This is a genomic window from Clostridium sp. YIM B02551 (genome assembly GCF_022324735.1).
Classification (GTDB): Bacteria; Bacillota; Clostridia; order Clostridiales; family Clostridiaceae; genus Clostridium_T; species Clostridium_T paridis.
This window is the reverse complement of the sequence record NZ_JAKGTF010000007.1, coordinates 24654-49349: the sequence shown is the minus strand read 5'-3', so window position 1 is coordinate 49349 and position 24696 is coordinate 24654. Positions and strand designations below refer to the sequence as shown.

Genomic DNA, 24696 nt, shown 5'->3' with positions numbered 1-24696 from the left:
CTTCATTAATTCATTATTCTATGCTGCTTGTTTTACTTCTTCTATCTTATCTGATATATAGTCGCCTTTTTTCTTAAATACTATAGTTAGTGATACAAATACTACTGAAATTAATGCAAATACACCTGAACACTGAGCTATTACAGATACATCTGTTCCTGAAATAGCTTCTCTTAATGCTTTTACTGCATAAGTGAATGGCATATATGGATTAAGTACTTTGAAGAAGTTTGGTACTACTTCTAATGGGAAAGTACCTGCACAAGCTGTTAATTGAAGTATTAATAACACTATTGCTATTAATTTTCCTCCATCTCCTAGTGTAGTTATGAAGAATTGAATCATAGCTACAAAAGTTAATGACATTAGCATATTAAACAAGAAATATAGTGCCATGTTTTGAGGACTTAAGCCTAATGCTAATACTATTAAGCTTGCAAGTATTGCTTGAACCACACCTATAAGTCCTAGTGTCATATATTTACCTAAAACTACTGAAATTGAACTCATCTTCTTTCCTTCTCTTTCAGCCTTTGACTTAGGTGAAAGTACAAAGAACATCATAAGAGCTCCTACCCATAGAGATAATGGTATAAAGTATGGTGCAAAGCCTGTTCCGTAATTTTTTACCTCATCAATTATCTTATTATCCATGTTTACTGGATTTGAAATAAATGTGCCCATTTCATCTGGAGTATTGACTAATCCTTTATCTAAGTCACTTGCTCCATCTTTAAGTTTAGAGGAAAGTTCGTTTGAACCATCAGAAAGCTTAGTTACCCCATCTTTTAATTCAGGAACACTTCCTTTAAGGTCTCCAAGTCCACCTTTTAACTGAGTTGATCCATCATATAATTGACTAACTCCGCTTGTTAAGGCAGGTAGTCCATTAATTAATGTCTTAGCTTCCTCAATCTTTCCTTGACTTATTGCTGTATTTGCCGCAGCTAACATCTGATCATTTGTCTTAAGATCCTTTTGAAGTCCCTTTACCATACCTACATACTTAGGACTGTTTTGTAATAACTCCATAGTTTGTGGAGAAGATAAATCACTTAATATAGGTTTTGCATTATTAATATCAGTTTGAACTGACATTAATTTTGGAATTAGAGCCTTTACACTTGGATCTTTTGATACTCTTGCTACATCCATTAGTAGATTTAGATTATCTTGATTATTAGCTATATCTGTTTTTAGTGTTCCTACGTTTGCCATAAGTCCATTAATTTCTTTAATATTATCTGGTGTCATTAACTGACCTAGTGAATTTAATAATGGAACCTCATTATTTATAGCAGTCATTGTAGGATTATAATTGTCTAGCAAGTTCTTTAAAGCTGTTACGCTATTTGGATTTTGAGCCATTACGTATGCTTTTGATTTAACTAAAGTATCTAAGCTTGTTAACTGAGTTGATGCATCAGTTAATAATGCTTTATTAGATAGTAATCCTTCAGTTAAGGTTAATGAACCTGCAATTAATGCTGCTGAGCTTGTTGGAACTTGTATAGTTGGTGCATTTGTACTTGCCGCAGCTGCTGCTTGAGTTCTTATTGAATTTATTAATCCTTGAATATTAGTATTTAATGCATTTATAGCTTGGTCATCTGTCATGCCTGCATCTTTTAAAGGTTTAAGCATTTGATCTAAGCCAGCATTTATATTTTTTAGTTGATTATTTGTTGTTTCAATTTTTGTAATTAAAGCCTGCATAGAGCTTGGATTACTTAAAAGTGCAGATAGTTTAGTTATATCGTCATTAGTTATAAGCTTACTTGCACTTTGTAGATTGTTTGCTGCAACAGTTAATACTTTTAAGTTCTCTAATTGTGCATTAGCATCTGCATTTAATAATTCCTTTGGAATCTTTCCTTGTAAATCTGTTAAGGTTCCTTGAAGAGCTGTTGCATCAGCAAGTAGTTTATCAACATTTTGCATTCTTAAAGCTATCTGCTGATATCCATCTGGATTATTAGGATTCATTTGTACTACTAACTTTTGTATTGATGGTTGACTAAGAATTACCTTTAATCCATTTGAATTAGTTACAGCTTGTAAATCAGTAAAGCTCTTATTAACCTGATTTATAGTCTCTGGTGTTATTTTATCTAAAGAAGATAAATCCTTGTTTTCAAATTGTCTTGCTGTAGCTATTATATTTGTGATTTTTTCTTTATTTTCTGGAGTCAAATAACTTGAGATCTTGACTAGCTCAGCAGGATTTATAGTTGAAACATTTTTATTAAGTTCAGCTAATCCTCCATTTAATTGATTTGATCCATCATAAAGCTTATTAACTCCATCTTCTAATGCTGGAATGTTTCCTTTTAGCGTAGTTAATCCATCTGCTAACTTACCGCTTCCATCAGCTGCATCATTCATTCCAGATTTTACAGTATCAAGATTTTCATAAGTAACTTTCACATATTCCTTAGAAATCTTTTCATTAATTGTTGCCTTTAGCTTATCTTCTACCTTACTTCCTATTTGAGATGCTAAGAAGTTTTTTCTATTGTTTGATGTATAAATGATATCTGCTTTTACTGGTGTAGAGTCCTTTGCAGTAACTATATTCTTTGAAAAATCCTCTGGGATTACAAACATGGAGTAATACTTATCTCCCTTTGTTCCGTCTACTGCATCCTGGTAACTAACAAATCTCCACCCCATATCCTTGTTATCTTTAAGTTCATCTGTAATATCTTTACCATAGTTTACTTCTTTTCCATCCATTGTGGCTCCCGCATCGAGGTTTACAACTGCAACTGGAAGTTTATCCATTCTAGAATATGGATCCCAGAATGCCGCCAAGTAAAGTAAGCTATAAAGTAACGGTACTATAATTATTCCTGCGATAGCAAATCTTAAGAATCTATTCTTATAAATTGAAGAAAGATCCTCCTTTGCAACTTTTAAAAATTTCATAACTTCACCTCATTCACCACTTTTTGTACTGACTAGTCAGTTCTATTTTGAGACTTTTTTGGGTTTTTGTAAAACATTTCTTTGTACTGTGTAGTCTAGTTTTAGGTGAAGTATAGGATTTCATGTATATTTTTCTCAGTTTTTCTTTGTTTTTCATCTCATATTATTTTTTTGCAAAAAAATAAGAGTTTATATGAAAATCTCATATAAACTCTATATTATCTATTTTGCACTTAAGCCGTGAAAAGTATATTCAATTAAGTTATTTACTACATCATCTATCTCTTTATCTTGATTTACTAATTCATAAATTGCAGCAGAAACTAAGCTTCCAAAAAAGGTATACGCAATAAAATATGAATCACCATTCTTAATAAATCCTTTATCCATTGCATCTTTTATATAAACTTCTATATTCTTTATATACTTTTGCAAATGCTCTCTAAGCTCTATTTGTCTTATTTCTTGTCCCCAAAGCTGACTCATTAAAACCTTGAAAAAGTCTTTATTTCTATATAAAACAGTAAGCTGTGTTTTACATATTTCCCTAAGGTTATCTTCAGGGTTATTATCTATATTTGCTACTACAGATATTTCATCAGTAAGAACACCGATACCTTCGATTATTATAAATCTAAATATCTCTTCCTTACTTTTAAAATGGTAATATAAAGTTCCCTTTGCAACTCCAGCCTCTAGAGCTATTTCATCCATGGTTGCTCCCTTATATCCATTCTTAGAAAATATTTTTATAGCTGCCTCAAAAATTCCTTTTTTCGTCTTATTCATAGTTATCCTCTCCATATGTTTTTTGACTAGTCAATACACTTAAACATACAAGTAATTAAATTATAGCACTATATCCTTTTAATAACTATCTCATTTACTTACAATTTAAAAATTTAACATATAAATGTTAATATTTTATTCTCTTTGTGCTAAAATTAATCACGTAATTATAATTCAAAGTGAGGATTATTTAATGATTAAAATATATAATAGAAAAACTAAAAGCTATGAAGTAGAAAATGTTGCAGGAGGAAAATACATAGAATGGTCCTATGGTTCTCCTATTGGAAAGAGTATAACTGAACTTTTCGTAAAGAAAAAATTATTTACAAAAATATATGGAGCTCATTGCGATACTAGAGGAAGTATAAAAAAGATTCCTGCATTTATTAAAGACTTCGATATTGATATGAGGATTTCTAAAAAGAGACCTGAAGAATTTACTAGCTTCAATGATTTTTTCGTAAGAGAATTAACTGAAGAGGCTAGACCAATAGATAAAAATCCTGATATTTTAGTATCTCCTGGTGATGGAAGATTAAGTGCCTTTGAAAATATCGATATGGATAATGTTGTTCAGATAAAAGGTTTAACATATTCCTTAAAAGAACTTCTTTTAGATGAAAAAGTTGCTAACGAATATAATGGAGGAACTTGTTTGATTTTAAGATTATGCCCAGTTGATTATCATAGATATCATTTTGTTGATAACGGGGTTTGCTTAGAATCTAAAAAAATAGAAGGCCATTACTATTCAGTTAACCCTATTGCGTTAAAGAATATTCCTAAACTATTCTGCCAAAACAAAAGGGAATGGAGTATATTTAAATCTGAAAACTTTGGCGACATAATTCATGTTGAAGTAGGTGCTACTTGTGTTGGAACAATAATTCAAACCTATAAACCTTATGAGCAAGTTAAAAAAGGGCAAGAAAAAGGATACTTTAAGTTTGGAGGATCTACTACTGTGTTATTCTTCAAAAAAGGTACGGTAAAGATAGATGAGGAAATCGTAGAACAAACCGAATTAGGTTTTGAAACAAGAGTCTTAATGGGCGAAACCATAGGAAAAAGATGTGAGTAAGATTCATAATAAGAGATTAATAAGAGTTTCTATTTTAGTAATTATACCACTAATTACTTTTACTCTATTTTTCATCATTGGGAAGCATCAATACAATATTTATCATCAAAATAATATATTGTATCCAACTATGACAGGCTCCCTTATATTAATTAAATACATACTTTTTGGTATTTACTTTAGTGCTATTTCACTTTCTTTATGTTTTCTATATTTTAGTAAACTCAAAAAAAGCCAAAAAGTATTGTTATTATTTATTGCAATCTCTTTATTATTAATAGGTTATATTATCTTTTCATTTTTTTCAGTATTCCTTAATTAACAACTTGATTAATTAAGGAATTTTTACATTCTAATGACTTTTTAAATTTAATGGTGTTGTCAAGATTTTTAAGAATTTTATAATGACAACACCTAATTATATGTATCCATAATATACATTTTATTTTAAGCTTTCCTCTAAAGCTTTTTTAAACTCATTTCTATTCCCATTAAATATTATAATGTCTATATTCATTTCCTTCGCTCTCTCTAAAATAGAAATCTTCATAGGCGCTTTAGTTGCAACTAGAATCTTTTTAACCACCTGTCCTGCAGTTTTATTACTATATACATCAAGTTCATTTAAAGCCACATCATCATATTTTGCACTATCCTTACAAGAAATACATATTAGCTTTGAATCCTTTATCGCCATTACATCAATTTCATTTTTAAGCCTTACTTCTTCATCTCCCCATAAAAATAAAACTCCTGTTTTCACCTCTTCAATTTCTTGTATCTCTTCAATAATATTTTGGGTATATAATTCAAGCCAGCTTCCACTCTTAAATATAAAGCCTTTAATATAATTGTTGGAGAACTTTACTGTAATTATGCCATCATTATCCTTATTATATTCTAGCTGATCTTTCTCTTTTAGATAATCAATTGCTTTATCACATATACTTTTTTCCTTATCTTCAAATAATTTTGTATCTATTCTTACTACAAAAGGGTCTTCAATATCATTAATAAATATTTTTTTATCATTTAATTTATATTTTATATCTTCCCAAAAGTTTAAATTATTAGCTATGATATTAGCCATTTCTTTTAATGTGCTATTTCTATTAATATCTGTTGTCTCGCATATTATGCTTACTCCATTACTTTGTATTACCTCTTTAATATTTAAATCCTTAATATTAGTTTTTGTTATGCTTAAATGCCCCTTATCTAGTTTTAATAATTTTTCTTCTACGATGTCTAGATATAAGCCTTCAATATTAAAGCTTTCACATAAATGCACAAGAATAATCATTGACAAACTGTTTAAATCCTTAAGGTTTATTGCAATCTTTTCCTCTTTAAATTTTTCAATTAATCCACTAACAGCTTCAAGGGATATAACTTCTAACTTTACTAATTCAACAATAACTTCCGGGAATTTTTCTTTATAAAGTTCATTTATATGATTAACTTCATTTTTTTCATTCTCTCCATGTAAAAATATAACCTTTTTAGGTTTAAAGGCCTCAGTAAGTAAGATTGCTTCTTGGTTATGTTCCTGTAATTTACTTATTAAAATATCATAACTCATTTTTGTCTTACCTTTCTTTTTTTTATTAGTTTGCCACTTGATTATTTTTTTATTAAAAAAGAAAAAGAGTTTTAAGTCTATCCTTAAAACTCTTTTTAATATAACTATGCTACATTTCTTATATCATCATTGCTATAGAACTTGTATATTGCAATTAAGAAGAACGCTACTGCAAAAGCTATTATTATTAATATATTCATGTATATACTTGTAATGCTATTTCCATCCTGTAAACTACTTAGCCCAGTTAATATCCACTTTTGCGGCATAAAATCTGAAATTTTTTGAACATATTTTGGCATAATATCTATTGGAAAGAAACATCCTGAAAGTAAACAAGTAGGCGTTACTAAAAGGTTTTGCATTGCTCCAACTCCACTTGTACTCTTTGCAAAAGAAACAGTAAGTAGTGAGAAGCCTACTGCTACAAATCCAAATAAGAATAGCATCCCCAGCATTAGCATAAATGGCATTCCTATATCTATTTTTACCACCTGAGTTAAAACAAGTAAGGTTAAAATTATTTCAATGGTTACAATGATCATGCTTAAGAAAACATTTGCCATTATATATTTTCTGGAGTTTATTGGTGCACTAGATATTCTAAAGTAGGTTCTGTTTTGCTTTTCCTTAATTATTACTTCTGATAAATTTCCTGCTGACATAAGCACTATCATAATTAAAAATCCTATGGATTGTGCTGTCATAGCCTTAGATTTTGAGGTATCCTTTAGATTATTTACTGACAGGTTAAAATCATTATCTCTATAGTTTGTATAAATTTTTTTGAAGGTTTCCTTATCTCCACCAGCCACTTTACTTATATCACTAATATTATTTATATAATTATAAAGATATGATTTAACATAGGCTGTTGCCTGTGCCCCTTTTATTGAAGTTATTTCTATATTACTTGGATTTCCACCTTCTACACTTTTAGAGAATCCATCTGTAATTATTATCACACAATCTAGCTTACCAGAGGTTACTTTGTCATTTATATCTGATTCTTCAATATTTTCTATTTTAAAATTTCCTGACTTTTGCATATAATCTACAGCATCTTTAGCTATATAATTACTATCCTTATTTACAACTCCAACTCTTAAGCTCGTTTGACTACTTCCACCATAAGCAACTAAAGATATTAATATTCCAATCAAAGGAGCAAATATATATAAGAAAATATTCGATTTTTTTCTAAAGGTGACCTTTAATCCATTTTTAACTAACCATAATATATCTTTCATCTTAAAGAGCCTCCCTTCTTCCTGCTATTACTCCTGAGATTACTAAAAACAAACACGCTACTGCCATATTTATAACTATCGCTGGTATAACTGCATAATTATCTGCGGTATATATTAATTTATTTATTGCTTGGTTATTCCAAGAAAGTGGAGATAACTTCACTAAAAAGCTTAAAATTCCAGTGCTATTTTCCGATGTAATTGGGAAATATGCACCTCCCAAGAATGAAGCTACTTGTACTACTAGCATGACAATTGCTCTAGGTGTTTCTGGTTTTTTAGTTATATAACTTATTCCAAGTCCAAAGCTAGTTGCTAATATAACTTCAGTTAAAAGAACTAATACCACGAGTCCTATATTTGAGCCCCAATTTGCCTTAAAGGCATATTTACTTACTAGCATAACTACAAGCACACAAAGTAAATTAGATACTATCCCTCCAAGAACTTTCCCAATTAATATCTCGCTTTTTCTTACTGGTGCTGCAATAAGTCTAGTATCTGTTTTATTCATTCTCTCTCCTCTTATTAAGAAACAAGCTGAGATTGCTCCATATAGAGCTATCATAGTTGTCATAGCTATAGAGTAATAATCTATAGCTCCTGGGGCACCTTTTGAGTTTAATGAAGACTCTTTAATATAGCTTCCTTCACTATTATCATTAACTACTACTCCAACCCCCTGCGGTTTAACTTTTACCACTTCAGAAACTAATTTATATTTATCTATAAAACCTTTTAACATTGCTTCTACGATATTACCCTCTATTGAAGTTCTATCATTTTCATATAATTTAACACTATCGTTACTTACTTCAATAAATCCTTGATATTTTCGTTTTTCTACCTTATCTTTAGCTTCTACCTCATCATTAACCTGTTCAAACTTTATTCCTTCCCTTTCAGCTTGTTTTACAAATTCTCCAAAGTACTTAGAAAATTCTCCTGTACTATTGTCTTTATATATTATACTTATCTTATCTAGTGATACTGCATTATCACTGCTAAAAGCTCCAGATAGAGCTGTACCTAATATTAAGATTAATATTATTGGAAAAGCCAGCATAAAGGTAAGTGTTCTTGTATCTCTTAATGTAGATTTTATCTCATTAATAGCAAAATTTATTATATTCACTTATTATTCCTCCTATATTAATCTCTTAATGTTCTTCCTGTTAAAGTTAGAAATACAGTTTCTAAATTAGGTGTTTTGGTTTCAACATCCCTTATTTCTATATCATTATTTATAAAATATTGAATTATCTTATTTAAATTATTAACTTCAACTTCTGAGTTAATCGTTACTGAATCCTCTTCAATTGTTACTGCCTTTACTCCGTTTATCTTTTTTATTTCTTCCTTGCTTAATTTATCTGTAGATTTAACTTTAATTAAATGCTCACTTGTATCAGTTACTATAAGTTTTAATTCTTCCTTTGTTCCATCTGCAATTATTTTTCCATGGTCAACTATAGCAATTCTTGAGCAGATTTCCTCAACTTCCTCCATATAGTGGCTTGTATAAATTATTGTGCAGCCCATTCTATTTAATTCCTTAACTGATTCAAGGATGTAGTTTCTTGATTGAGGATCTATCCCAACTGTAGGTTCATCCATTATTATAAGTTTAGGCTTATGAGCTATAGCACAAGCTATATTTAATCTTCTTTTCATACCACCAGAGAAGTTCTTTGGATATTCCTTCATCTTATCTGAAAGTCCAACAAATTTTAGTGCCTCTTCTGACTTTGCCCTAAGACTTTCCCCTCTTAAGCCATATAATCCTGCAAAGAATTTTACATTCTCATAAGCAGTTAAATCTTCATATATCGCTATATCTTGAGGAACTATCCCTAAGTTCATTTTTGTAAATCTACTATTCTTTTTAATATCTTTTCCAAGTATACTTATGCTTCCTTCATTACTTCTTAAAAGCCCAGATATCATATTTATAGTTGTACTTTTTCCTGCTCCATTTGAACCAAGAAAACCAAATATCTCTCCTTCTTCTACTGTTAATGACATATTATCTACTGCAATAAAATCTCCATATTTCTTTGTAAGATTTTTAATTTCTAACGCTTTCATTTAATCACCTCTAAATTCATTTCTTTAACTTATGAGTTTATTATATAGAAAAAAGGTGGACTTATTTAGTATATAAGTTCACCTTTCATACATGATAATATTCACTTTTTATATATGAGATTTTACATGGTCTATTTTATTGGTAGTAGCGTTGTTACAGAAAACCCATTACTTCCATCAACAATTATCTTACCATCAATAGTTGCAGTTCTCTCTTCCATGCCAACTATCCCTAGCCCCTTTTTAATAAGAGCTGATCCCTCTCCATTATCTTTTACCTCTGCTTTTATGAATTTATTTAATACTTCAATATTAACTAAAATATTATCTGCATTAGAATATTTCATAGAATTTGTCAGAGCTTCAGATATATTTTCAATTATTATCTTCCACTGAATATAGGATATTTTATCAATATCACCTTTGTATATTAATGTAGTTTTAATTCTACTTTTCTCAATAAATTCATCTATCATAAGTTTAAGTCTATTTATTCCTATCTGCTCTTTTGGTGGCTTTAAATTTTTGAGGGTAATTCTAATATCCTCTATTCCCTCTTTAGATATATTTATTGAATTAGTTAAGAGTTCTTTTGCCTTTTCCTTATCCCTATCTATTAATGACTTAGCAGCCTCCATTTGAATTAAAGCCCCAGTCATAGAATGTCCTATCTTATCATGTATTTCCTGGGATAATCTATTTCTCTCCTCAAGCTTAAACGTATATTCTGATTGCCTCAGATATTCCTTGTTTTCATTAAAGTTCTTCGTTAATCTATGCATATCTTTTCTCATACTATCTGCCTGATTTTCTAAACTATCTAATCTACTTGTGTAATTTCTTGACATTGTAAAAACAACAAAGCTAAATCCTAGTATAAGGACATATATAGACACTACCGGTTTATCTAAAAACAATCCCGGAACTAAGGCTACTGCTAATGAGAAGATTCTTTTCTCTACATAATAATCTAATAATTCATATATATTTATAGGTAAGAACACCATAAATAGAGGATTTATATACATATATCCAAGAATGATAAATATCATAGAAAGCCCGATAAACACTTTTTTATATTTTTCTGGTTTTATTATATAGATGCTACTATTAATAGAACAATATATGAGGAGCCACAATACTACTAATGCTCTGTTTTCTTTACCAGTATTAATATGCTCTATAATAATATATAAGGTAACAATAAATTTATTAACTATAATCCACTTCTCCATTACTGCACCATACTATTCTAGCTTACCTTTTAAATAATATATAGCTATCTGAGTTCTATGTTCTAGAGAAGTTTTATTAAGTATAGAGGTTATATAGTTTGCTACTGTACCTTCGGATATAAATAACGCTTTTGATATCTCTTTGTTTGAGTTTCCTTTTGCAATTAAACTCATAACATCCAGCTCTCTTTCTGTAAACAAACTTCTATCTATTTTTCCTTCTTTTTCATTTTTATCCTCTTTTAAATTTTCTTTTATCTTATCAAGAACTACATCCTGCATAACATTGTTTCCATTATAAACACTTATTATGGCATCCTTGATTCTTTCTGGCTCATTATTTTTAAGTAGATACCCTTTAGCTCCATTTTTTATAGCTTCAAGTATATACTCATCATCATCAAAGGTTGTTAATATTAATGGTTTTGTTTTAGTCTTTTCAGTAATTAGTTTTGTTGCCTCTACACCATTCATATTAGGCATTCTAACATCTAGTATAGCAATATCCACTTGGTTATTAATGCAGTAGTCTAGTGCTTCTTTACCGTCATTTAGCGTCTCTACTACATCAAATTCTTCATAGGTATTTAAAATTATTTTCATTCCTTCTCTTATAAAGGAGTTATCATCTGCTATTATTATCTTTATTTTCATAGCTTACGCCTCTCTTATCCATCTTATTATCATTAATTATATTTTACTATTCTGGATTTTTCTATAAGAAGCTATAATATTTTCTTGCCTAAAATAATAAAAGCCCTAATAATAGGGCTTTTATGTATCAAATTAGGCATATTCTTTAGCCTACTTCACCTTCTGAATTTTCATTTGCTAATACTATATCACACGCTTGTCCATGATATGCAAGCTTTACTCCAAATATATAAATAAATACTCCTAGTAATAAGAAATACAGAATTATATATAGTGGGCTGATCATCCATATAGGTGCTATGTTATATAAGGTTAAGGTTCCGAAGAACATAAATATAACTCCTGCAACCCATTTTATATATACTTCAGGTATATGTCTGCACATCCATGCTCCACCAATAATACCTATACCATCAGCAATTAACATACCTGTTGTTGTTCCCATTAATATAACTAATGGATTGCTGTTATCTGCTGCTATAGCTATTGTCATTAACTGAGTCTTATCTCCCATTTCTGCTAAGAAAAATGCTATTGCAACTGTTACAATTGGGCCAAACTTACGCTTTTTATCATCATCTTCATCTATTTTATCTCCTCTTAGTGTCCAAAGACCAAATATCAAAAACGATATAGCTGCAACCATCTTAATTATTCCCATAGGTATTAATGAACCTATGTAACTTCCTACTGCTACTGCAAGGGCATGATTAAATACAGTAGCAACTAAAACTCCTATCATTACTTGCTTTACTTTGTATTTGCTAGCCATAGCCATTGCAAGTAATTGAGTTTTATCTCCCATTTCTGCAACTACAACTAAAAACAAAGCCTTAATAAACTCCGCCATTTTTGTCCTCCTCTTAACTTAAAATTTAAAAATAAAAAAGACCTCTAACACAACGAAATCTCATTACTAGAATTAAAAACCTGTAAATTAATATAAAGGTCTTTAATTCTAATAATAAAACCATTGTGCTAAAAGTCTCACTTGACTAAAATAAGCCACGATAAAGCCAGACCAAAGGTCAGTATGTTGACTTTATCACCAAAAAAGGCAGTTACTCCCTCTTAACATCTATAAAATATTATCATAAATTATATATATATACAATAAGTATTTTCAAACGCGAAAAGTGAATAAGTAAGCCCCCTTTGCAAACTTATTCACCTTTGTAAATCTGATTAAATATAAATTTCTCCCATTTTCTCTGCAGTAAATTCTAATGTCATATAAAATTATAGCACTGCACTTTTTAGTTTTTCAAATATAAAATATCGCAAATTAGTGTATAATATTACATTTTTTTATTATATTTTTCATTGCCATGTTTAAAGTTACCTGTTACCTTTGCCATGATTAATTGAGCTTCCTTAGTGTCAACATTCTTTATTCTTTGTAGAAATTTCTCACTTTCTTTACCTTTTAGAATCTTAATTAATTTTCCACTCCAATATATAAATACTTTATTATCCTTTGAAATATTAAAATTAAAAGGTTCTTCATCTAACTTATTCCTTTTATCTATTTCACCCATTCTTTATACCCCACTTCCAATCAATGTAATATAATTTCTTAATTAGGAATTGCTAGCCATACTACAATCAACATTACTACGGACATAACTCTAGTCATAATAAGATACAATGTACTCGGCTCCACATCTCTAAACTTCCATCCTTCAGATATCTTCCACGAAAGTCTAGGATTAATTACTCCAATAATTAAAATTATACTAACGATAACTTTTATAAAGATCATACTTTACCCCCATTATAAAATTATTGACTAAATAAGCTATTCCTCTTTTCCCTTAATTTCTTCATGATTTACAGACTTCTGAGTCTTATCTCTATTTTCATCAAGGATATCCCTTAACTCTGCCTTTTGGCTTTGTTTTTCACTAATTCCGACTAATACTAAAGCTAGTCCAAATAAAGCAACTGCTAATATACAACTGAACATAAAAACTGATACTCCCATATCTGTAGATATAGTATAGCCTGCAAAACCAAGGTAAACTGAAAAAAGCAAAGCTCCAAGTGCTGGGCTTAAAATTATTAATACTAATCCTATGGTTACTTTACTTATATTTATTCTACTTAAGGATGGTTCTTTCAGCATCTCCGTAAATATATCTAAGTTTTCTTCTTGACTAAGGGGTTCTCTTCTCATTTAGCACCTCTCAACATTTTACCTATTATGGAAATTATATCATAATTGTGTAGCACATAATAACATTATATAAACATTTTTTCCTAACATTGTTATCTAATCAGTCTAATTTTATTAAAATTCATATATGTAAAATAACTTTAGTAAAATTTTTACTTTTATGTTACTATTAACAATAATAATTCTGTTATTATTTTAGAGGGGGGGGATTATGTGAAAGATTATTTGTCTTTTCCAAAATACTCGAAAAATGAAAGTATACTAGCTATATGTTACTATATTTACTTAATATTTTTAGTTCTAGTATATTGGCATATCATTAAATATGTTCTTAATTCAAGCTCATTTCTTTTAGTAGGCTTAAATAAGGTTATATTTAAGTTGACTATAGGTTTTATAATGGTATTTTTTGAATTAATACCTCTATACATCTTATTAAAAAAGTTTAATAATTCATTAAAAAGCGTTGGAATAAACTTTTCTAATATATTAATGGATTGCATTAAAGGTATTTTGTTTTTTATACCTATTATTTTCATATATACCTTTTGTTTTAGGCTTAAATATAGTATAAATTTTAACTTAACCTTGATTATAGATACTTTTATTCTTCTTGTACAAGTAGCTTTAGTTGAGGAAATAATATTTAGAGGATATCTACAAAGTAGAATTAGTTGTCTTATTAAAAATAAATTTCTATCAATTTTCTTAGTATCCCTAATGTTTGCATTAATTCACTTGTGTCAATATATACCATTTCCAAATATAGACAGATTTTTAGTTACTTCACTAATAATTCAATCTGCAACTTATTGTATTAGCCACTTTTACTATACTTTTATTTGTGCTAAATCAAATTCTATATTTGCTTCAACTATTACACACTTTTTAAAAGATTTGCTGTTGAGTACTAAAATTTAAGTAGTATAGCTAATACTGTAAACAATAAAAAGGAGATTCCTTTAATGAAAAAACATCCTTTAATAATTTCATCTTTATTTATTTTAGTAATTATAACATCTTTGATAATCTATAATAATTCCTTAAATACAGTTAATGTACCTAGTAATGTTATAGAAAATATAGTTAAAAATAACGTAGAACCTGCTGCAGGTGTAAAGTCTTTTGGTGGTAAAGTATTTTGTGATTATTCTATTGTTACATCTGAAGAAAAATATGGTGAAGTAAATGTTTATCTATGGCTTTACAGCCAAGAACTTTATGTTGATTCTAATAAAATAAAAAATGGAACTGGAACTATAGATCCCGCTGTCCTTCATCTAAAGAAAGAAAATAATACCTATGCCTTAAAGGATTTTTATATATCCACTGAAGCAGCAGGTTCAGATTCTATGAGGAAGTTTCCCATAAGAGTTAGAAACAAATTTAAATCAAGTAATTATAACTTTTCATATGACACTAAACTTTATGACAGGGCTAAAGAATACTTCAAACTTTAAATAAAATTGAAGGGGTGGATTTTTTGAATAAACGCTTTGCACTACTACTGTTAGTTTTGACTTTTTCTATATCATTATTTGCTGCTTGCTCATCACAAAAGCCTAATACTACAAATACATCTACTAATTCTAGTGAAAATAAGACTAATGAAGATACCCATAGTTTAGCTATACCCGAAAGCATAATTTATTATGGTAAAGGTAATACAACCACATTTACAAAAGATGATAATAAATTTAATGCACTAGTTAATGAACTTAACGCACGAGCTAAAGGAATTAAAGGTTCATACTCAAGTATTTTTATGCTAAATGATGATTTAAAAAAGAAAGGTATTCTTCTAGAACTTGATTATCCTGAAAAACACACCTTTGAATACACTAAAGACAATGGTGAAAAGGAGACCTTCACTTATACCAAGCTTTACTTTAATTTAGATAAAAATGATACTCTTAGTAATGAAATGTCATTTGAAGGTGATGGATACGGTCCTGTTGGTCCATTACTACCTGGTGATAAGTTACTAGACATATTAAATGCTATATGGGACTAGCCTTTTTGGAGGATTTTAAATGAAAAAAAGCAACCGATTTTTATTCTTATTACTTATTATATTATTTTCTATTTCAGCACTTATAGGCTGTCAAACTAAATATCCTGTAGATGGGAAAGATGTTCTTAAATATATTGGAGACGGTAGATTTCAATTTTCACGAGGATATGATGAAAATGGTAATAAATATGTACTTCTGGATGATGAGTCAACAGATGTTCTTTCTGAATCACATACTATTGAACCTAGAGTATATGATTATAAAATCACTTCCGGTATTGGTTATGTTGTTGGAAAAAAAGGATATACAAAAGTTGATAGTAAAACAGGTGACATAAAACAGTCTCTAGATATAAATGATTTTAATGATGATGATATTAAACAATTTAAAAAATTAGATTCAACAACAAAATAACAAAAAAAGGCCTGCAAAAGCCATATTTATCCAAAATAAAAAAGTGGATAAACAAGCACCCCTTTGCAAGCCTAACCACCTTTGGTTTTGGTGCGGCGAAGAAGATTCGAACTCCCGACCCTTTGATCCGTAGTCAAATGCTCTATCCAGCTGAGCTATCGCCGCAAATATTTAATTCACAAGTTTTATAATATCATATATAATTTTATAAAGTCAATACATGAAGCTAGTAAATATCTGAAAATTCGATTTCTAATACTTGCACCTTAGTATTTGCTTTTATTTTTCTGCTGCATCCGCATTCTTCGTCAATGCACCTAGGTAATGTTACTACAAAGTTACATCCCTTATCTGTATTATTATATACAGATATATTTCCATTGTGAGTTTTTACTAAATTATATACTAAATTTAGTCCAATTCCATTTCCCTCATACTCTGAAGTAATATTTTTTACAACCTTGTGGAATCTATTAAATATTAACTCCATTTCTTCTTTTGGAATTCCAGGCCCTTGATCCTTAAACTCTATCTTTACCTCTTCCTCACTAACAGTTAGATTAACTAGAATTTCTGAATTTTTTGGAGAAAACTTAATTGCATTTGAAAGTAGATTCATAACTATTCTGTCAATAACTTCAGGGTCTACTGACATTTTGCATTCCTCTTCATTTGTATCGAAAATTATAGATATATTTTTACATTTAGCATATTCGTTAACAGAATTAACTATATTCTCTACTAAACATATGATATCTAGATTTTCCTTATTACATATGAAATAGTCATTTTCTAATTTCGTCACATCAATAAGATTATTCACAAGCTTTAACATCTTGTAACAACTCTTTGTAATAGTTTGTGTATACTCTTCCCACTTTTTGTCACCTTCATTTACTGATTTATGCTTAATTTTAAGTAACTGAATAACACTTAAAACTACATTTAAGTGAGTTCTTAGGTCATGTGCTATATTTAAAATAAAATCTTCTCTTACCCCTTGAAGATCCTTGCACAAGTTTACTTTCTTTTCATAATCAGTTAAGGTATTTCCCAAAATCTCATAAAAATTAGTCTCTTCCCTTAATTCAACCATGGCATATACTCCTCTATCATAGTGCATACACTTTATATAATTTTCTCCCCTTACAATTTTACAGTAAATTGGAAAATTTGTCCATATATTTGTACCTTCTAAATTATTCCCTTTATTTATAAAATATATGCAGTTAAAGCTTTTCATTAAAATTAGTGCATTGAATAATTAATTCTAATACATTAGAATTAAATTGATATTATAAAAGTATTATCCTAAGTTTATATTTTATACATATACTTTACTAAAAAGTATATATTAGGTTTATAAGCTAAAATCCTATATATTAAAGGAGAGTAGATATGAAAGATTATGTTATCATAACTGATTCACCTAGTGATTTATCAGCAGATTTACTTAATGAAATTGAAGTCACATCACTTGGATTAGTTTGCTTATTTAAAGGAAAAGAGTATGTAGACGATGGCGGTATAACATTAAAATACAAAGACTTCTATGATGGTATAAGAAATTTGGAACAACCAACAACTGGGCAAATTAACTCATATAGATTCGCAGAAGAATTTACTAAACATGTTAAAGAAGGAAAAGGAATTATATATATAGGCTTCTCCTCTGCCTTAAGCGGAACTTTTAATAGCTCAGTTATGGCAAGAAACGAAGTATTAGAAGAATATCCTGATGCAGATATAACCTTAATTGACTCCAAAGCTGCCTCTGGTGGTGAAGGTCTTTTAGTTTACTTAGCTGCTAAGAAAAGACAAGAAGGATGTTCAAAGGAAGAATTGGTCTCTTGGATAGAAGCTACTATACCTAAGGTTAATCATTTCTTCTTTGTTGATGATTTAAACCACTTAAAAAGAGGTGGAAGAATATCCTCAACAACTGCAGTTGTAGGTGGAATATTAAATATTAAACCTATTATGTATATTAATGATGCGGGGTCCCTTGTTCCTTTTGCTAAGGCTAAAGGTAGGAAAAAAGCTACTGCTCACTTATTAGATAATATGAAAAAAAATATTGTTAATCCAGAAGATCAAACAATCATGGTAACTCATTCTGATTGCCCTGAAGATGCTGAAGCTTTAGCTAAGTCTATAAAAGAAATTTTTAATGTAAAAAAAGTAATAATAAATTATATTGGAACAGTAATAGGAAGTCATACAGGTGCTGGAACTCTAGCATTATTCTTCTTAGGTGAACATAGAGAGCCTTAATATCATAAAAAATCCCTCTAGTTTTGAACTAAAGGGATTTTTTTATATTAAATATTTAAATCTTAAACCCAGCCTTACTACCTTCCTTAGCAGGTGTTATCTCTAATCTAGCATCTATTCTCTCTTTTAGTTCTGGTACGTGAGATATTATTCCTACTAATCTTCCATTATTCTGAAGTTCTATTAAACAGTTTATTGCATTATCTAATGATTCAGGATCTAATGTTCCAAATCCTTCATCTACAAACATAGTATCTACCGTTACCCCTCCAGCATAGCTTTGCACCACATCTGCTAAGCCTAATGCTAATGATAATGAAGCCTTAAAGCTTTCTCCTCCTGATAAAGTCTTTACATGACGTGCTTTTCCAGTGTAATTATCAAACACCTCAAGCTCTAAGCCTTCCTGCTTTCTTCCCTTACCCTTTTCTTCTTTTCTCTTAAGTAAATACCTGTCTCCAGTCATCTTGGTAAGTCTTAAGTTAGACGCTTTTATTATGTCATCAAAATATGCTGCAAGGACATATCTCTCAAAGGTGATTCTTTGACTATTATCTCCATTTGCTACTCTTGCTATCTCTCCTACAATGTTATACTTACTTTCTTCCTTTTCACACTGTAGATTAATTGCTTTTACTCTTTCTAATATAGCCTCATTATTTGATATTCTTGTATATAATTCTTTTTCATTATTAAATATATCTTCTTGTACCTTTTTTTCTCCTTCAATAATGTTGTTTAAGATCTCTAAATCTTCAAGCTTTAGGCCTTTACATTCTTCAATATTTTTATTTAATCTATCACTTAAGGATTTCATGTTCTGATAATAAACTTTTATTTTTTCTTCTAGTGAATTTATAGTTTCTTCTGCTATAAAACATTCTCTATATTCCTCTTCAGATAAAAATCTATTTTCCTTAAGTTTATTTTCAAATTCACTAATTACTTCCTTTAGTTCTTTCTCTGTATCCTCTATTTGCTTTTGTTTTAATACTAAAGCCTCATTCGCAGCTGACAATTTAGCCTTTAAGGAAGTCACCTTTTCTCTTGCTGACTTAATTTCTTTATCTATATTATCTATCTCAATATTTAGCCCATTAATACTTTTATTTAAACTCTCTAAGGATCTTAATTCTTCTGGAATTTCTTCTTCAATGGATTTAACTAATTTCTCTTCTCCTTGAATCCTTCCAAATAGATTTAATATTATACTTTCTCTTTCCCCTTGTTGTTTCTTTAGCTTCTCAACTTCTTCAGCTAATAGTATTTGATCCTTTTCTAACTTTTCTTTATTTGAAATCTTAAGCTTAATTTCTTTAAGTTTTTCTTCTAATTCCTTAGCTTCTTTAGCTAACTCCTTACCTATAACAGCAATTTCTTTTAGTGCCTCTGTCCCCTCTAAGTTCCATATATCATCTTTAAATAAAGCTTTTAGATTTTGTTTTTTACCTTCAATATTTTCTCTTTGCTCTTTTATTGATGTAAATACAACAGTTGTTTTATTTAGCTTTTCTTTTAGCCTATTATTAATTAATTCTAAGCTTTCCTTTGACTCTTTGAGCTCCTTTTCAGATGGAACCCCTTCATGTATAATTGCTTTTTTAGGATGGTCAGTAGACCCACATACTGGGCATGGTTCTCCTTCAATTAATACACTAGCTAATAGTCCAGCTTGGCCCTTCTTGTAGGCTTCATCTAGCATTTCATATCTATTTTTAGATATTTTATATTCTTCCTCAACTTTAGAATACTCCTTAGCTAGTATATTGTGGTCTTCTAATAGTTTAGTTACTTTATCCTCTGCTGAATATAACTCTCTAACTTCTTTTAGTGAGTTATTTATTTCTCTATACTTACTTTCTAATCTCTCTTTTAAGGTTTCAGCTTTTAATGCTTCCTTAAGCTCTTCATCTATTTTAAGAATCTCTGCGTTATTTAAATCTAGCTTCTTTTTTAATGCTTCATTCTCTTCTTTTTCTTTTACTAAATTTATATTAAGACTTTGAAGCTCCTTCTTTTTCTCTCCATAAGCAACTATCTTTTCCTTAATAGAATTAAGATTAGCTACTTTTTCTTGTATTACTTTCTTATTGTCTTCCTTCTTTTCTTCTATTTCTAGAACTTTTGTTGCATTGGTTAATTCTATTTCTCCGTCCTTAACTCTATTGGTATTTAAAATAAGTTCTTCCTTTAACTTAGCTAATTTTTCTTTCTTTTGATTCCTATCTTTCTCTATGAAACTTACTTCAAGTGCTTTTTTAGCTAGGGATACTTTCTTTTCTATACTTACTATTTCTTCTTTTTGATTTTCTAGAACTTCTTTTTCTTTTATAAGATTTTCTTTCTCTTGTAACTTTAAATTTCTTTCTTGAGCTTTAATATATTTTTCTCTTAAGTTATTAAGCTTTTCATTAATGTTATTTTTATCTTGGGATATTTTTTCTAAGCTTTCTTTATCCAGCACTAACAATGTATCTAATAAACCTAATACTTCAGTTATATTAAGTTCTTTTTCTTTAATTTTTTCCTTTAAGAAAGTGTCTTCACCTGGATTTATATTTCTAAGGTTAGTTGCTCTTCTTTCATTTATAGCTTTTAATTCTTCCTCTAGTTCTTTTTTCTTTATATTTAATAGAAACTGAATTCTATTAAACTCCTCTGTACCAAATATTTCTCTAAAAATCTTTTCTCTTTCTTTTGATTCTGATTCTAGTAGCTTCCTAAATTCTCCCTGAGGAAGCATTACTATTTGTCTGAATTGATTTTTATCTATTCTTATTAATTCTATTACTTCTTTGGTTACATTTGTTGCTCCAGTTACTATGGAACCATCAGGATAAATAAGTTCAGCAGAAGTAGTTCTCTTTTTAGGTTGAACAGGAACTCTCTTAACATAGTAAACTTTTCCCCTTAGTGAAAATTCAAGTTCAACATAGGTTATATCCTCTTCCTTTGCAAAGTCACTTCTTAAATTATCTATAGTTCTACTAGTTCCACTAGCTTCTCCATATAATGCATAGCTAATTGCATCAAAAATAGTAGTTTTTCCTGCCCCTGTGGGACCTGTAATTAAGAATATATTTCTTCCTTCAAGTACATTAAAATCTATAACTTCTTTTGATGCATAAGGTCCAAATGCACTTATTGTTAACTTTAAAGGCCTCATTATTTATCCTCCTTCCATAAAGTATCTAATGCAACCTCCATATAAGATCTTTGTTCTGAGGTTAATTTTCTTCCTTCTATACTTTCAAAGAATTCATTAAATAGTTCTAGTTTATTTTTTTCTTTATAACCTTCTTTTGCAGATGTTATGCTGGAATCTTCATTAAAATTATTTTCTTTTGCTAGAGCCATTATATTCGGATATACAGCTCTTAGTTTAGATATTGGGTCATATATTTCTCCTTGATCTGTAAGTATTGCCTGAATATAATCTTCCTTATCACCAATTTCATATACTTCTGGAGAAATTAGATCTTTAATTGGCCCCTTTATTATTCTCATGTCCCTTAATGGTCTAACTTGTTTAAACTCTATTTTTACTTCTCCCTTGTCATCTATTTCAACAGCAGTTACTCCCTTTCTTTGATTAACCTCGGAGAAAGAGTACTTAAGTAGTGATCCTGAATATCTTATTTTATCAGAACCTACTTTTTGCGGCCCATGCAAATGACCTAACGCAACGTAATTGAAGTTTTCAAATATACCTGCTGATATTAAATCCGTTCCCCCTATTGATAAAGGTCTTTCTGAGGAAGATGTTATAAGCCCTGCTCTCATAAATTCATTCTCATCTTCATCCTCAATATTTTTCATATTTGTAACATAGCCATGAGCTATTAAAACATTTCTTTCTTCTTCATTTAACTCTATATTGTTTAATATCTTTTTAACAGCATCTTCATGAGTTTTTATTTCACAATCCCCATATAACTCTCTTACATAGGCTGGATCTCCATAAGGCATAAGATAAAAATTTACATTCCCATGTTCATCCTTTAAGGTTACTTTCCTGATTTTGCTTTGTAGTATTCCCTCTAGATGTAGTCCACTATCCTTAAGTAATGAGCTTCCAAATGATAGTCTTTCTGGACTATCATGATTTCCTGCAATAGCTAATATAGGCACCTTTAAATCCATTATAATTTTATTAAATATCTCATCTAACAGCTCTACTGCGTCTGCAGGTGGAACTGATCTATCGTATAAATCACCCGCTATAATTAATGCTGATGGTTTTTCCTCTTCAATTATATCTACCAATTGATTAAGCATAAATCTTTGGTCTTGTAGCATACTGAATTCATTTACTATTTTTCCAATGTGCCAATCGCCTGTATGAATGAACTTCATGTTTCAATTCCTCCTCTTAATTATGAGCTTTACATAATTAATTCTATAATTTAATTCTAACATATAGATTTTTTTATATGAAACTTAATTTAGAGTTAAGGTTTATGTAAATATCCAATTATTTACATTTATCTATAGCTATAGTATAATTATGGTAGTAATAGATACTAAGGGGGAATCAAAATGCCACATAGAAAAAAAGTTCTTGATGAAGTAATAGATAGCGTAAATACCGCTGCAAAGGTTACTTCAAAAAAAATATCTACTACTCTTAACAAAGAAAGTGTAAAAAAAGCTGTAGATGGAGTAAAAGATACAGTTGGTGGATTAGCTGAAGAAGGGGAAAAAGTAGTTAAAACCACTGCAAGAAAAGCTAAAAAAGTTACATTAAAACCTGAACTATTTATAGAATATCAAGGAAATCAAATATCTCAAGAAGATCTTATATCTAGAGTTTATTCTTCCCTAGAAGGAAAAACTGATTTATTAAAAGTTAAAAGCTTAAAGCTATATTTTAATGTTTCAGAAAACAAAGTTTATGTAGTTATTAATACTTCAGATACCTATATTGTTGACCTTAACTAAAAAAAGTTATCGGATAATACTAATATTATCCGATAACTTTTTATTTTGTATAAACATTAACGATATTTAAAATTACTTCTACAGCCTTTTCCATAGACTCTATTGGAATATATTCATATTTTCCATGAAAATTTTCTCCGCCTGTAAATATATTTGGTGTTGGTACTCCCATAAATGAAAGTCTTGCTCCATCTGTTCCCCCTCTTATTGGTCTTATGTTAGGAACTACACCAGACATTTCCATAGCTAGTTTAGCATTTTCAACTACAAACATTACCGGCTCTATTTTTTCCTTCATATTTCTATAACTTTCTTTTATTTCAACTTCAACTAACTGCATTTTATATTTTTCATTTAATTCTTTAGCTTTTTCTTTCATTAGATTCATTCTATTTTTATATCCTTCAAAAGAAAAATCTCTTATTATATAGCTTAAAGTAGTCTCTTCTACTTCTCCTTTTATATCTGTTAAATGAAAGAATCCTTCATATCCCTTAGTTTTTTCAGGCACTTCCATTTGAGGTAAAAGTGCATCAAATTCTAATGCTATTTTCATAGAATTTATCATCTTGTTATAAGCATACCCAGGATGTACATTTCTTCCCTTAACTATAACCTTACCACTAGCTGCATTAAAGTTTTCGTATTCTAATTCTCCTATAGTTCCACCATCTATTGTATACGCATACTTTGCTCCAAACTTATCAACATTAAAGAATTTAGTTCCTTCACCAATTTCTTCATCAGGAGTAAATGCAATTCTTATTTCCCCATGCTTAATTTCAGGATGCTCTACTAAATACTCTATTGCAGTCATTATTTCTGAAATGCCTGCTTTATCATCTGCACCTAAAAGGGTTGTTCCATCAGTTGTAATAAGTTCTTTTCCCTTATAATCCTCAAGCTCAGGAAATTCTTTTGGTGATAACACTATATTTTTTTCTTTATTAAGTATTATATCTCCGCCATCATATTTAACTACTTGTGGATTTACGTTTTCTCCTGTCATATCTGGAGAAGTATCCATATGAGATATAAAACCTATAACTGGTATTTCTTTATCAGTATTAGCTGGAAGTGTTCCATAAACATATCCATGTTCGCATACTTCAACATCCTTTAAGCCAAATGCCTTTAATTCTTTCTCTAAAACATTTGCCAAATCAAATTCGCCCTTAAAACTTGGAGTTGTTCCTGTACTTTCATCTGCTGTTGTGTTTATTTTAACGTATTCTAAAAATCTATCCTGTACTCTTTTCATTTAAT

23 protein-coding genes and 1 tRNA gene are annotated in these 24696 nt (G+C 29.5%); 7 read left to right on the top strand and 17 right to left on the bottom strand.

What is annotated here, in order from left to right; genetic code table 11:
- Positions 1–18 precede the first annotated feature (18 nt).
- Positions 19–2928 carry a YhgE/Pip domain-containing protein gene (locus L1S47_RS09625; RefSeq protein WP_238883370.1) on the bottom strand — a complete coding sequence of 970 codons (2910 nt, stop codon included), beginning with the start codon at positions 2926–2928 and terminating at the stop codon, positions 19–21.
- Positions 2929–3150: 222 nt separating this feature from the next.
- Positions 3151–3717 (bottom strand): TetR/AcrR family transcriptional regulator, encoded by a 567-nt coding sequence (locus tag L1S47_RS09620; protein ID WP_238883369.1) that lies wholly within the window; start codon positions 3715–3717, stop codon positions 3151–3153.
- A gap of 193 nt (positions 3718–3910) precedes the next feature.
- On the opposite strand from L1S47_RS09620, the gene L1S47_RS09615 reads away from it, so the two are divergent.
- Positions 3911–4801 (top strand): phosphatidylserine decarboxylase, encoded by an 891-nt coding sequence (locus L1S47_RS09615; RefSeq protein WP_238883368.1) that lies wholly within the window; start codon positions 3911–3913, stop codon positions 4799–4801.
- 442 nt (positions 4802–5243) lie between these two features.
- On the opposite strand, the gene L1S47_RS09610 is transcribed toward L1S47_RS09615, so the two are convergent.
- From L1S47_RS09610 to L1S47_RS09565, 10 genes are all read right to left on the bottom strand, one after another.
- Positions 5244–6383, bottom strand: coding sequence for a Card1-like endonuclease domain-containing protein (locus L1S47_RS09610; protein ID WP_238883367.1), 1140 nt, complete (start codon positions 6381–6383; stop codon positions 5244–5246).
- 104 nt (positions 6384–6487) lie between these two features.
- Positions 6488–7633, bottom strand: a complete 1146-nt coding sequence (locus tag L1S47_RS09605) for an ABC transporter permease (protein WP_238883366.1) — start codon at positions 7631–7633, stop codon at positions 6488–6490.
- A gap of 1 nt (position 7634) precedes the next feature.
- Positions 7635–8768 carry an ABC transporter permease gene (locus tag L1S47_RS09600; RefSeq protein WP_238883365.1) on the bottom strand — a complete coding sequence of 378 codons (1134 nt, stop codon included), beginning with the start codon at positions 8766–8768 and terminating at the stop codon, positions 7635–7637.
- Positions 8769–8785: 17 nt separating this feature from the next.
- Complete coding sequence (locus L1S47_RS09595) at positions 8786–9721, bottom strand: ABC transporter ATP-binding protein (RefSeq protein WP_238883364.1); 936 nt, start codon at positions 9719–9721, stop codon at positions 8786–8788.
- 131 nt (positions 9722–9852) lie between these two features.
- Entirely contained in the window at positions 9853–10956 is a 1104-nt protein-coding gene (locus L1S47_RS09590; RefSeq protein ID WP_238883363.1) for a sensor histidine kinase, read from the bottom strand.
- A gap of 12 nt (positions 10957–10968) precedes the next feature.
- On the bottom strand, positions 10969–11610 hold the full coding sequence (locus L1S47_RS09585) for a response regulator transcription factor (RefSeq protein ID WP_238883362.1): 642 nt from the start codon (positions 11608–11610) through the stop codon (positions 10969–10971).
- Between the two features lie 145 nt (positions 11611–11755).
- A complete protein-coding gene (locus tag L1S47_RS09580; RefSeq protein ID WP_238883361.1) occupies positions 11756–12460 on the bottom strand; it encodes a TMEM165/GDT1 family protein in 705 nt (234 codons plus the stop codon).
- Positions 12461–12908: 448 nt separating this feature from the next.
- Entirely contained in the window at positions 12909–13148 is a 240-nt protein-coding gene (locus tag L1S47_RS09575; RefSeq protein WP_202769065.1) for a hypothetical protein, read from the bottom strand.
- A gap of 38 nt (positions 13149–13186) precedes the next feature.
- Complete coding sequence (locus tag L1S47_RS09570) at positions 13187–13372, bottom strand: DUF6199 family natural product biosynthesis protein (RefSeq protein ID WP_238883360.1); 186 nt, start codon at positions 13370–13372, stop codon at positions 13187–13189.
- A gap of 36 nt (positions 13373–13408) precedes the next feature.
- Complete coding sequence (locus tag L1S47_RS09565; protein ID WP_238883359.1) at positions 13409–13786, bottom strand: hypothetical protein; 378 nt, start codon at positions 13784–13786, stop codon at positions 13409–13411.
- A 213-nt stretch (positions 13787–13999) separates the two neighbouring features.
- Here L1S47_RS09565 and L1S47_RS20595 point away from each other — a divergent pair, with 213 nt between their 5' ends.
- Genes L1S47_RS20595 through L1S47_RS09545 form a run of 4 tightly spaced genes read left to right on the top strand, consistent with a single transcriptional unit; the run spans position 14000 to position 16215 of the window.
- Positions 14000–14707, top strand: coding sequence for a CPBP family intramembrane glutamic endopeptidase (locus L1S47_RS20595; protein ID WP_238883358.1), 708 nt, complete (start codon positions 14000–14002; stop codon positions 14705–14707).
- Positions 14708–14751: 44 nt separating this feature from the next.
- Positions 14752–15246 carry a hypothetical protein gene (locus L1S47_RS09555; protein WP_238883357.1) on the top strand — a complete coding sequence of 165 codons (495 nt, stop codon included), beginning with the start codon at positions 14752–14754 and terminating at the stop codon, positions 15244–15246.
- A 23-nt stretch (positions 15247–15269) separates the two neighbouring features.
- Positions 15270–15800, top strand: a complete 531-nt coding sequence (locus L1S47_RS09550; protein ID WP_238883356.1) for a hypothetical protein — start codon at positions 15270–15272, stop codon at positions 15798–15800.
- Positions 15801–15819: 19 nt separating this feature from the next.
- The gene (locus L1S47_RS09545) at positions 15820–16215 is read left to right on the top strand and encodes a hypothetical protein (protein ID WP_238883355.1); all 396 of its coding nucleotides are present in this window, start codon (positions 15820–15822) and stop codon (positions 16213–16215) included.
- 88 nt (positions 16216–16303) lie between these two features.
- On the opposite strand, the gene L1S47_RS09540 is transcribed toward L1S47_RS09545, so the two are convergent.
- Both L1S47_RS09540 and L1S47_RS09535 read right to left on the bottom strand, forming a co-directional pair.
- Positions 16304–16380: transfer RNA gene (locus L1S47_RS09540), tRNA-Arg, on the bottom strand.
- Between the two features lie 61 nt (positions 16381–16441).
- Positions 16442–17311: a sensor histidine kinase KdpD gene (locus L1S47_RS09535; protein ID WP_238883354.1), complete on the bottom strand. Its 870-nt coding sequence runs from the start codon at positions 17309–17311 to the stop codon at positions 16442–16444.
- Positions 17312–17613: 302 nt separating this feature from the next.
- Here L1S47_RS09535 and L1S47_RS09530 point away from each other — a divergent pair, with 302 nt between their 5' ends.
- Positions 17614–18489 (top strand): DegV family protein, encoded by an 876-nt coding sequence (locus tag L1S47_RS09530; RefSeq protein WP_238883353.1) that lies wholly within the window; start codon positions 17614–17616, stop codon positions 18487–18489.
- Between the two features lie 55 nt (positions 18490–18544).
- Here L1S47_RS09530 and L1S47_RS09525 read toward each other — a convergent pair whose 3' ends face one another.
- Together L1S47_RS09525 and L1S47_RS09520 are read right to left on the bottom strand one after the other, a co-directional pair.
- Positions 18545–21655 (bottom strand): AAA family ATPase, encoded by a 3111-nt coding sequence (locus L1S47_RS09525; protein WP_238883352.1) that lies wholly within the window; start codon positions 21653–21655, stop codon positions 18545–18547.
- The gene (locus L1S47_RS09520; protein ID WP_238883351.1) at positions 21655–22845 is read right to left on the bottom strand and encodes an exonuclease SbcCD subunit D; all 1191 of its coding nucleotides are present in this window, start codon (positions 22843–22845) and stop codon (positions 21655–21657) included. The genes L1S47_RS09525 and L1S47_RS09520 overlap by 1 nt, the downstream gene beginning before the upstream one ends.
- Before the next feature lie 183 nt (positions 22846–23028).
- On the opposite strand from L1S47_RS09520, the gene L1S47_RS09515 reads away from it, so the two are divergent.
- On the top strand, positions 23029–23430 hold the full coding sequence (locus L1S47_RS09515; protein WP_202769056.1) for a DUF6465 family protein: 402 nt from the start codon (positions 23029–23031) through the stop codon (positions 23428–23430).
- Between the two features lie 40 nt (positions 23431–23470).
- Here the strand turns inward: L1S47_RS09515 and pepT are convergent, their stop codons facing one another.
- On the bottom strand, positions 23471–24691 hold the full coding sequence (gene pepT, locus L1S47_RS09510; RefSeq protein WP_238883350.1) for a peptidase T: 1221 nt from the start codon (positions 24689–24691) through the stop codon (positions 23471–23473).
- Positions 24692–24696 lie beyond the last annotated feature (5 nt).

Excerpts from the sequence above, each read along its gene's own strand:
- L1S47_RS09545 (WP_238883355.1), top strand. The coding sequence starts at position 15,820 with ATGAAAAAAAGCAACCGATTTTTATTCTTATTACTTATTATATTATTT.
- L1S47_RS09530 (WP_238883353.1), top strand. The coding sequence starts at position 17,614 with ATGAAAGATTATGTTATCATAACTGATTCACCTAGTGATTTATCAGCA.
- L1S47_RS09605 (WP_238883366.1), bottom strand. The coding sequence starts at position 7,633 with ATGAAAGATATATTATGGTTAGTTAAAAATGGATTAAAGGTCACCTTT.
- L1S47_RS09555 (WP_238883357.1), top strand. The coding sequence starts at position 14,752 with ATGAAAAAACATCCTTTAATAATTTCATCTTTATTTATTTTAGTAATT.
- L1S47_RS09610 (WP_238883367.1), bottom strand. The coding sequence starts at position 6,383 with ATGAGTTATGATATTTTAATAAGTAAATTACAGGAACATAACCAAGAA.
- L1S47_RS09620 (WP_238883369.1), bottom strand. The coding sequence starts at position 3,717 with ATGAATAAGACGAAAAAAGGAATTTTTGAGGCAGCTATAAAAATATTT.
- L1S47_RS09625 (WP_238883370.1), bottom strand. The coding sequence starts at position 2,928 with ATGAAATTTTTAAAAGTTGCAAAGGAGGATCTTTCTTCAATTTATAAG.
- L1S47_RS09520 (WP_238883351.1), bottom strand. The coding sequence starts at position 22,845 with ATGAAGTTCATTCATACAGGCGATTGGCACATTGGAAAAATAGTAAAT.
- L1S47_RS09615 (WP_238883368.1), top strand. The coding sequence starts at position 3,911 with ATGATTAAAATATATAATAGAAAAACTAAAAGCTATGAAGTAGAAAAT.
- L1S47_RS09570 (WP_238883360.1), bottom strand. The coding sequence starts at position 13,372 with ATGATCTTTATAAAAGTTATCGTTAGTATAATTTTAATTATTGGAGTA.
- L1S47_RS09535 (WP_238883354.1), bottom strand. The coding sequence starts at position 17,311 with ATGGTTGAATTAAGGGAAGAGACTAATTTTTATGAGATTTTGGGAAAT.
- L1S47_RS09565 (WP_238883359.1), bottom strand. The coding sequence starts at position 13,786 with ATGAGAAGAGAACCCCTTAGTCAAGAAGAAAACTTAGATATATTTACG.
- L1S47_RS09580 (WP_238883361.1), bottom strand. The coding sequence starts at position 12,460 with ATGGCGGAGTTTATTAAGGCTTTGTTTTTAGTTGTAGTTGCAGAAATG.
- L1S47_RS09590 (WP_238883363.1), bottom strand. The coding sequence starts at position 10,956 with ATGGAGAAGTGGATTATAGTTAATAAATTTATTGTTACCTTATATATT.
- L1S47_RS09595 (WP_238883364.1), bottom strand. The coding sequence starts at position 9,721 with ATGAAAGCGTTAGAAATTAAAAATCTTACAAAGAAATATGGAGATTTT.
- pepT (WP_238883350.1), bottom strand. The coding sequence starts at position 24,691 with ATGAAAAGAGTACAGGATAGATTTTTAGAATACGTTAAAATAAACACA.
- L1S47_RS09585 (WP_238883362.1), bottom strand. The coding sequence starts at position 11,610 with ATGAAAATAAAGATAATAATAGCAGATGATAACTCCTTTATAAGAGAA.
- L1S47_RS09515 (WP_202769056.1), top strand. The coding sequence starts at position 23,029 with ATGCCACATAGAAAAAAAGTTCTTGATGAAGTAATAGATAGCGTAAAT.
- L1S47_RS09575 (WP_202769065.1), bottom strand. The coding sequence starts at position 13,148 with ATGGGTGAAATAGATAAAAGGAATAAGTTAGATGAAGAACCTTTTAAT.
- L1S47_RS09525 (WP_238883352.1), bottom strand. The coding sequence starts at position 21,655 with ATGAGGCCTTTAAAGTTAACAATAAGTGCATTTGGACCTTATGCATCA.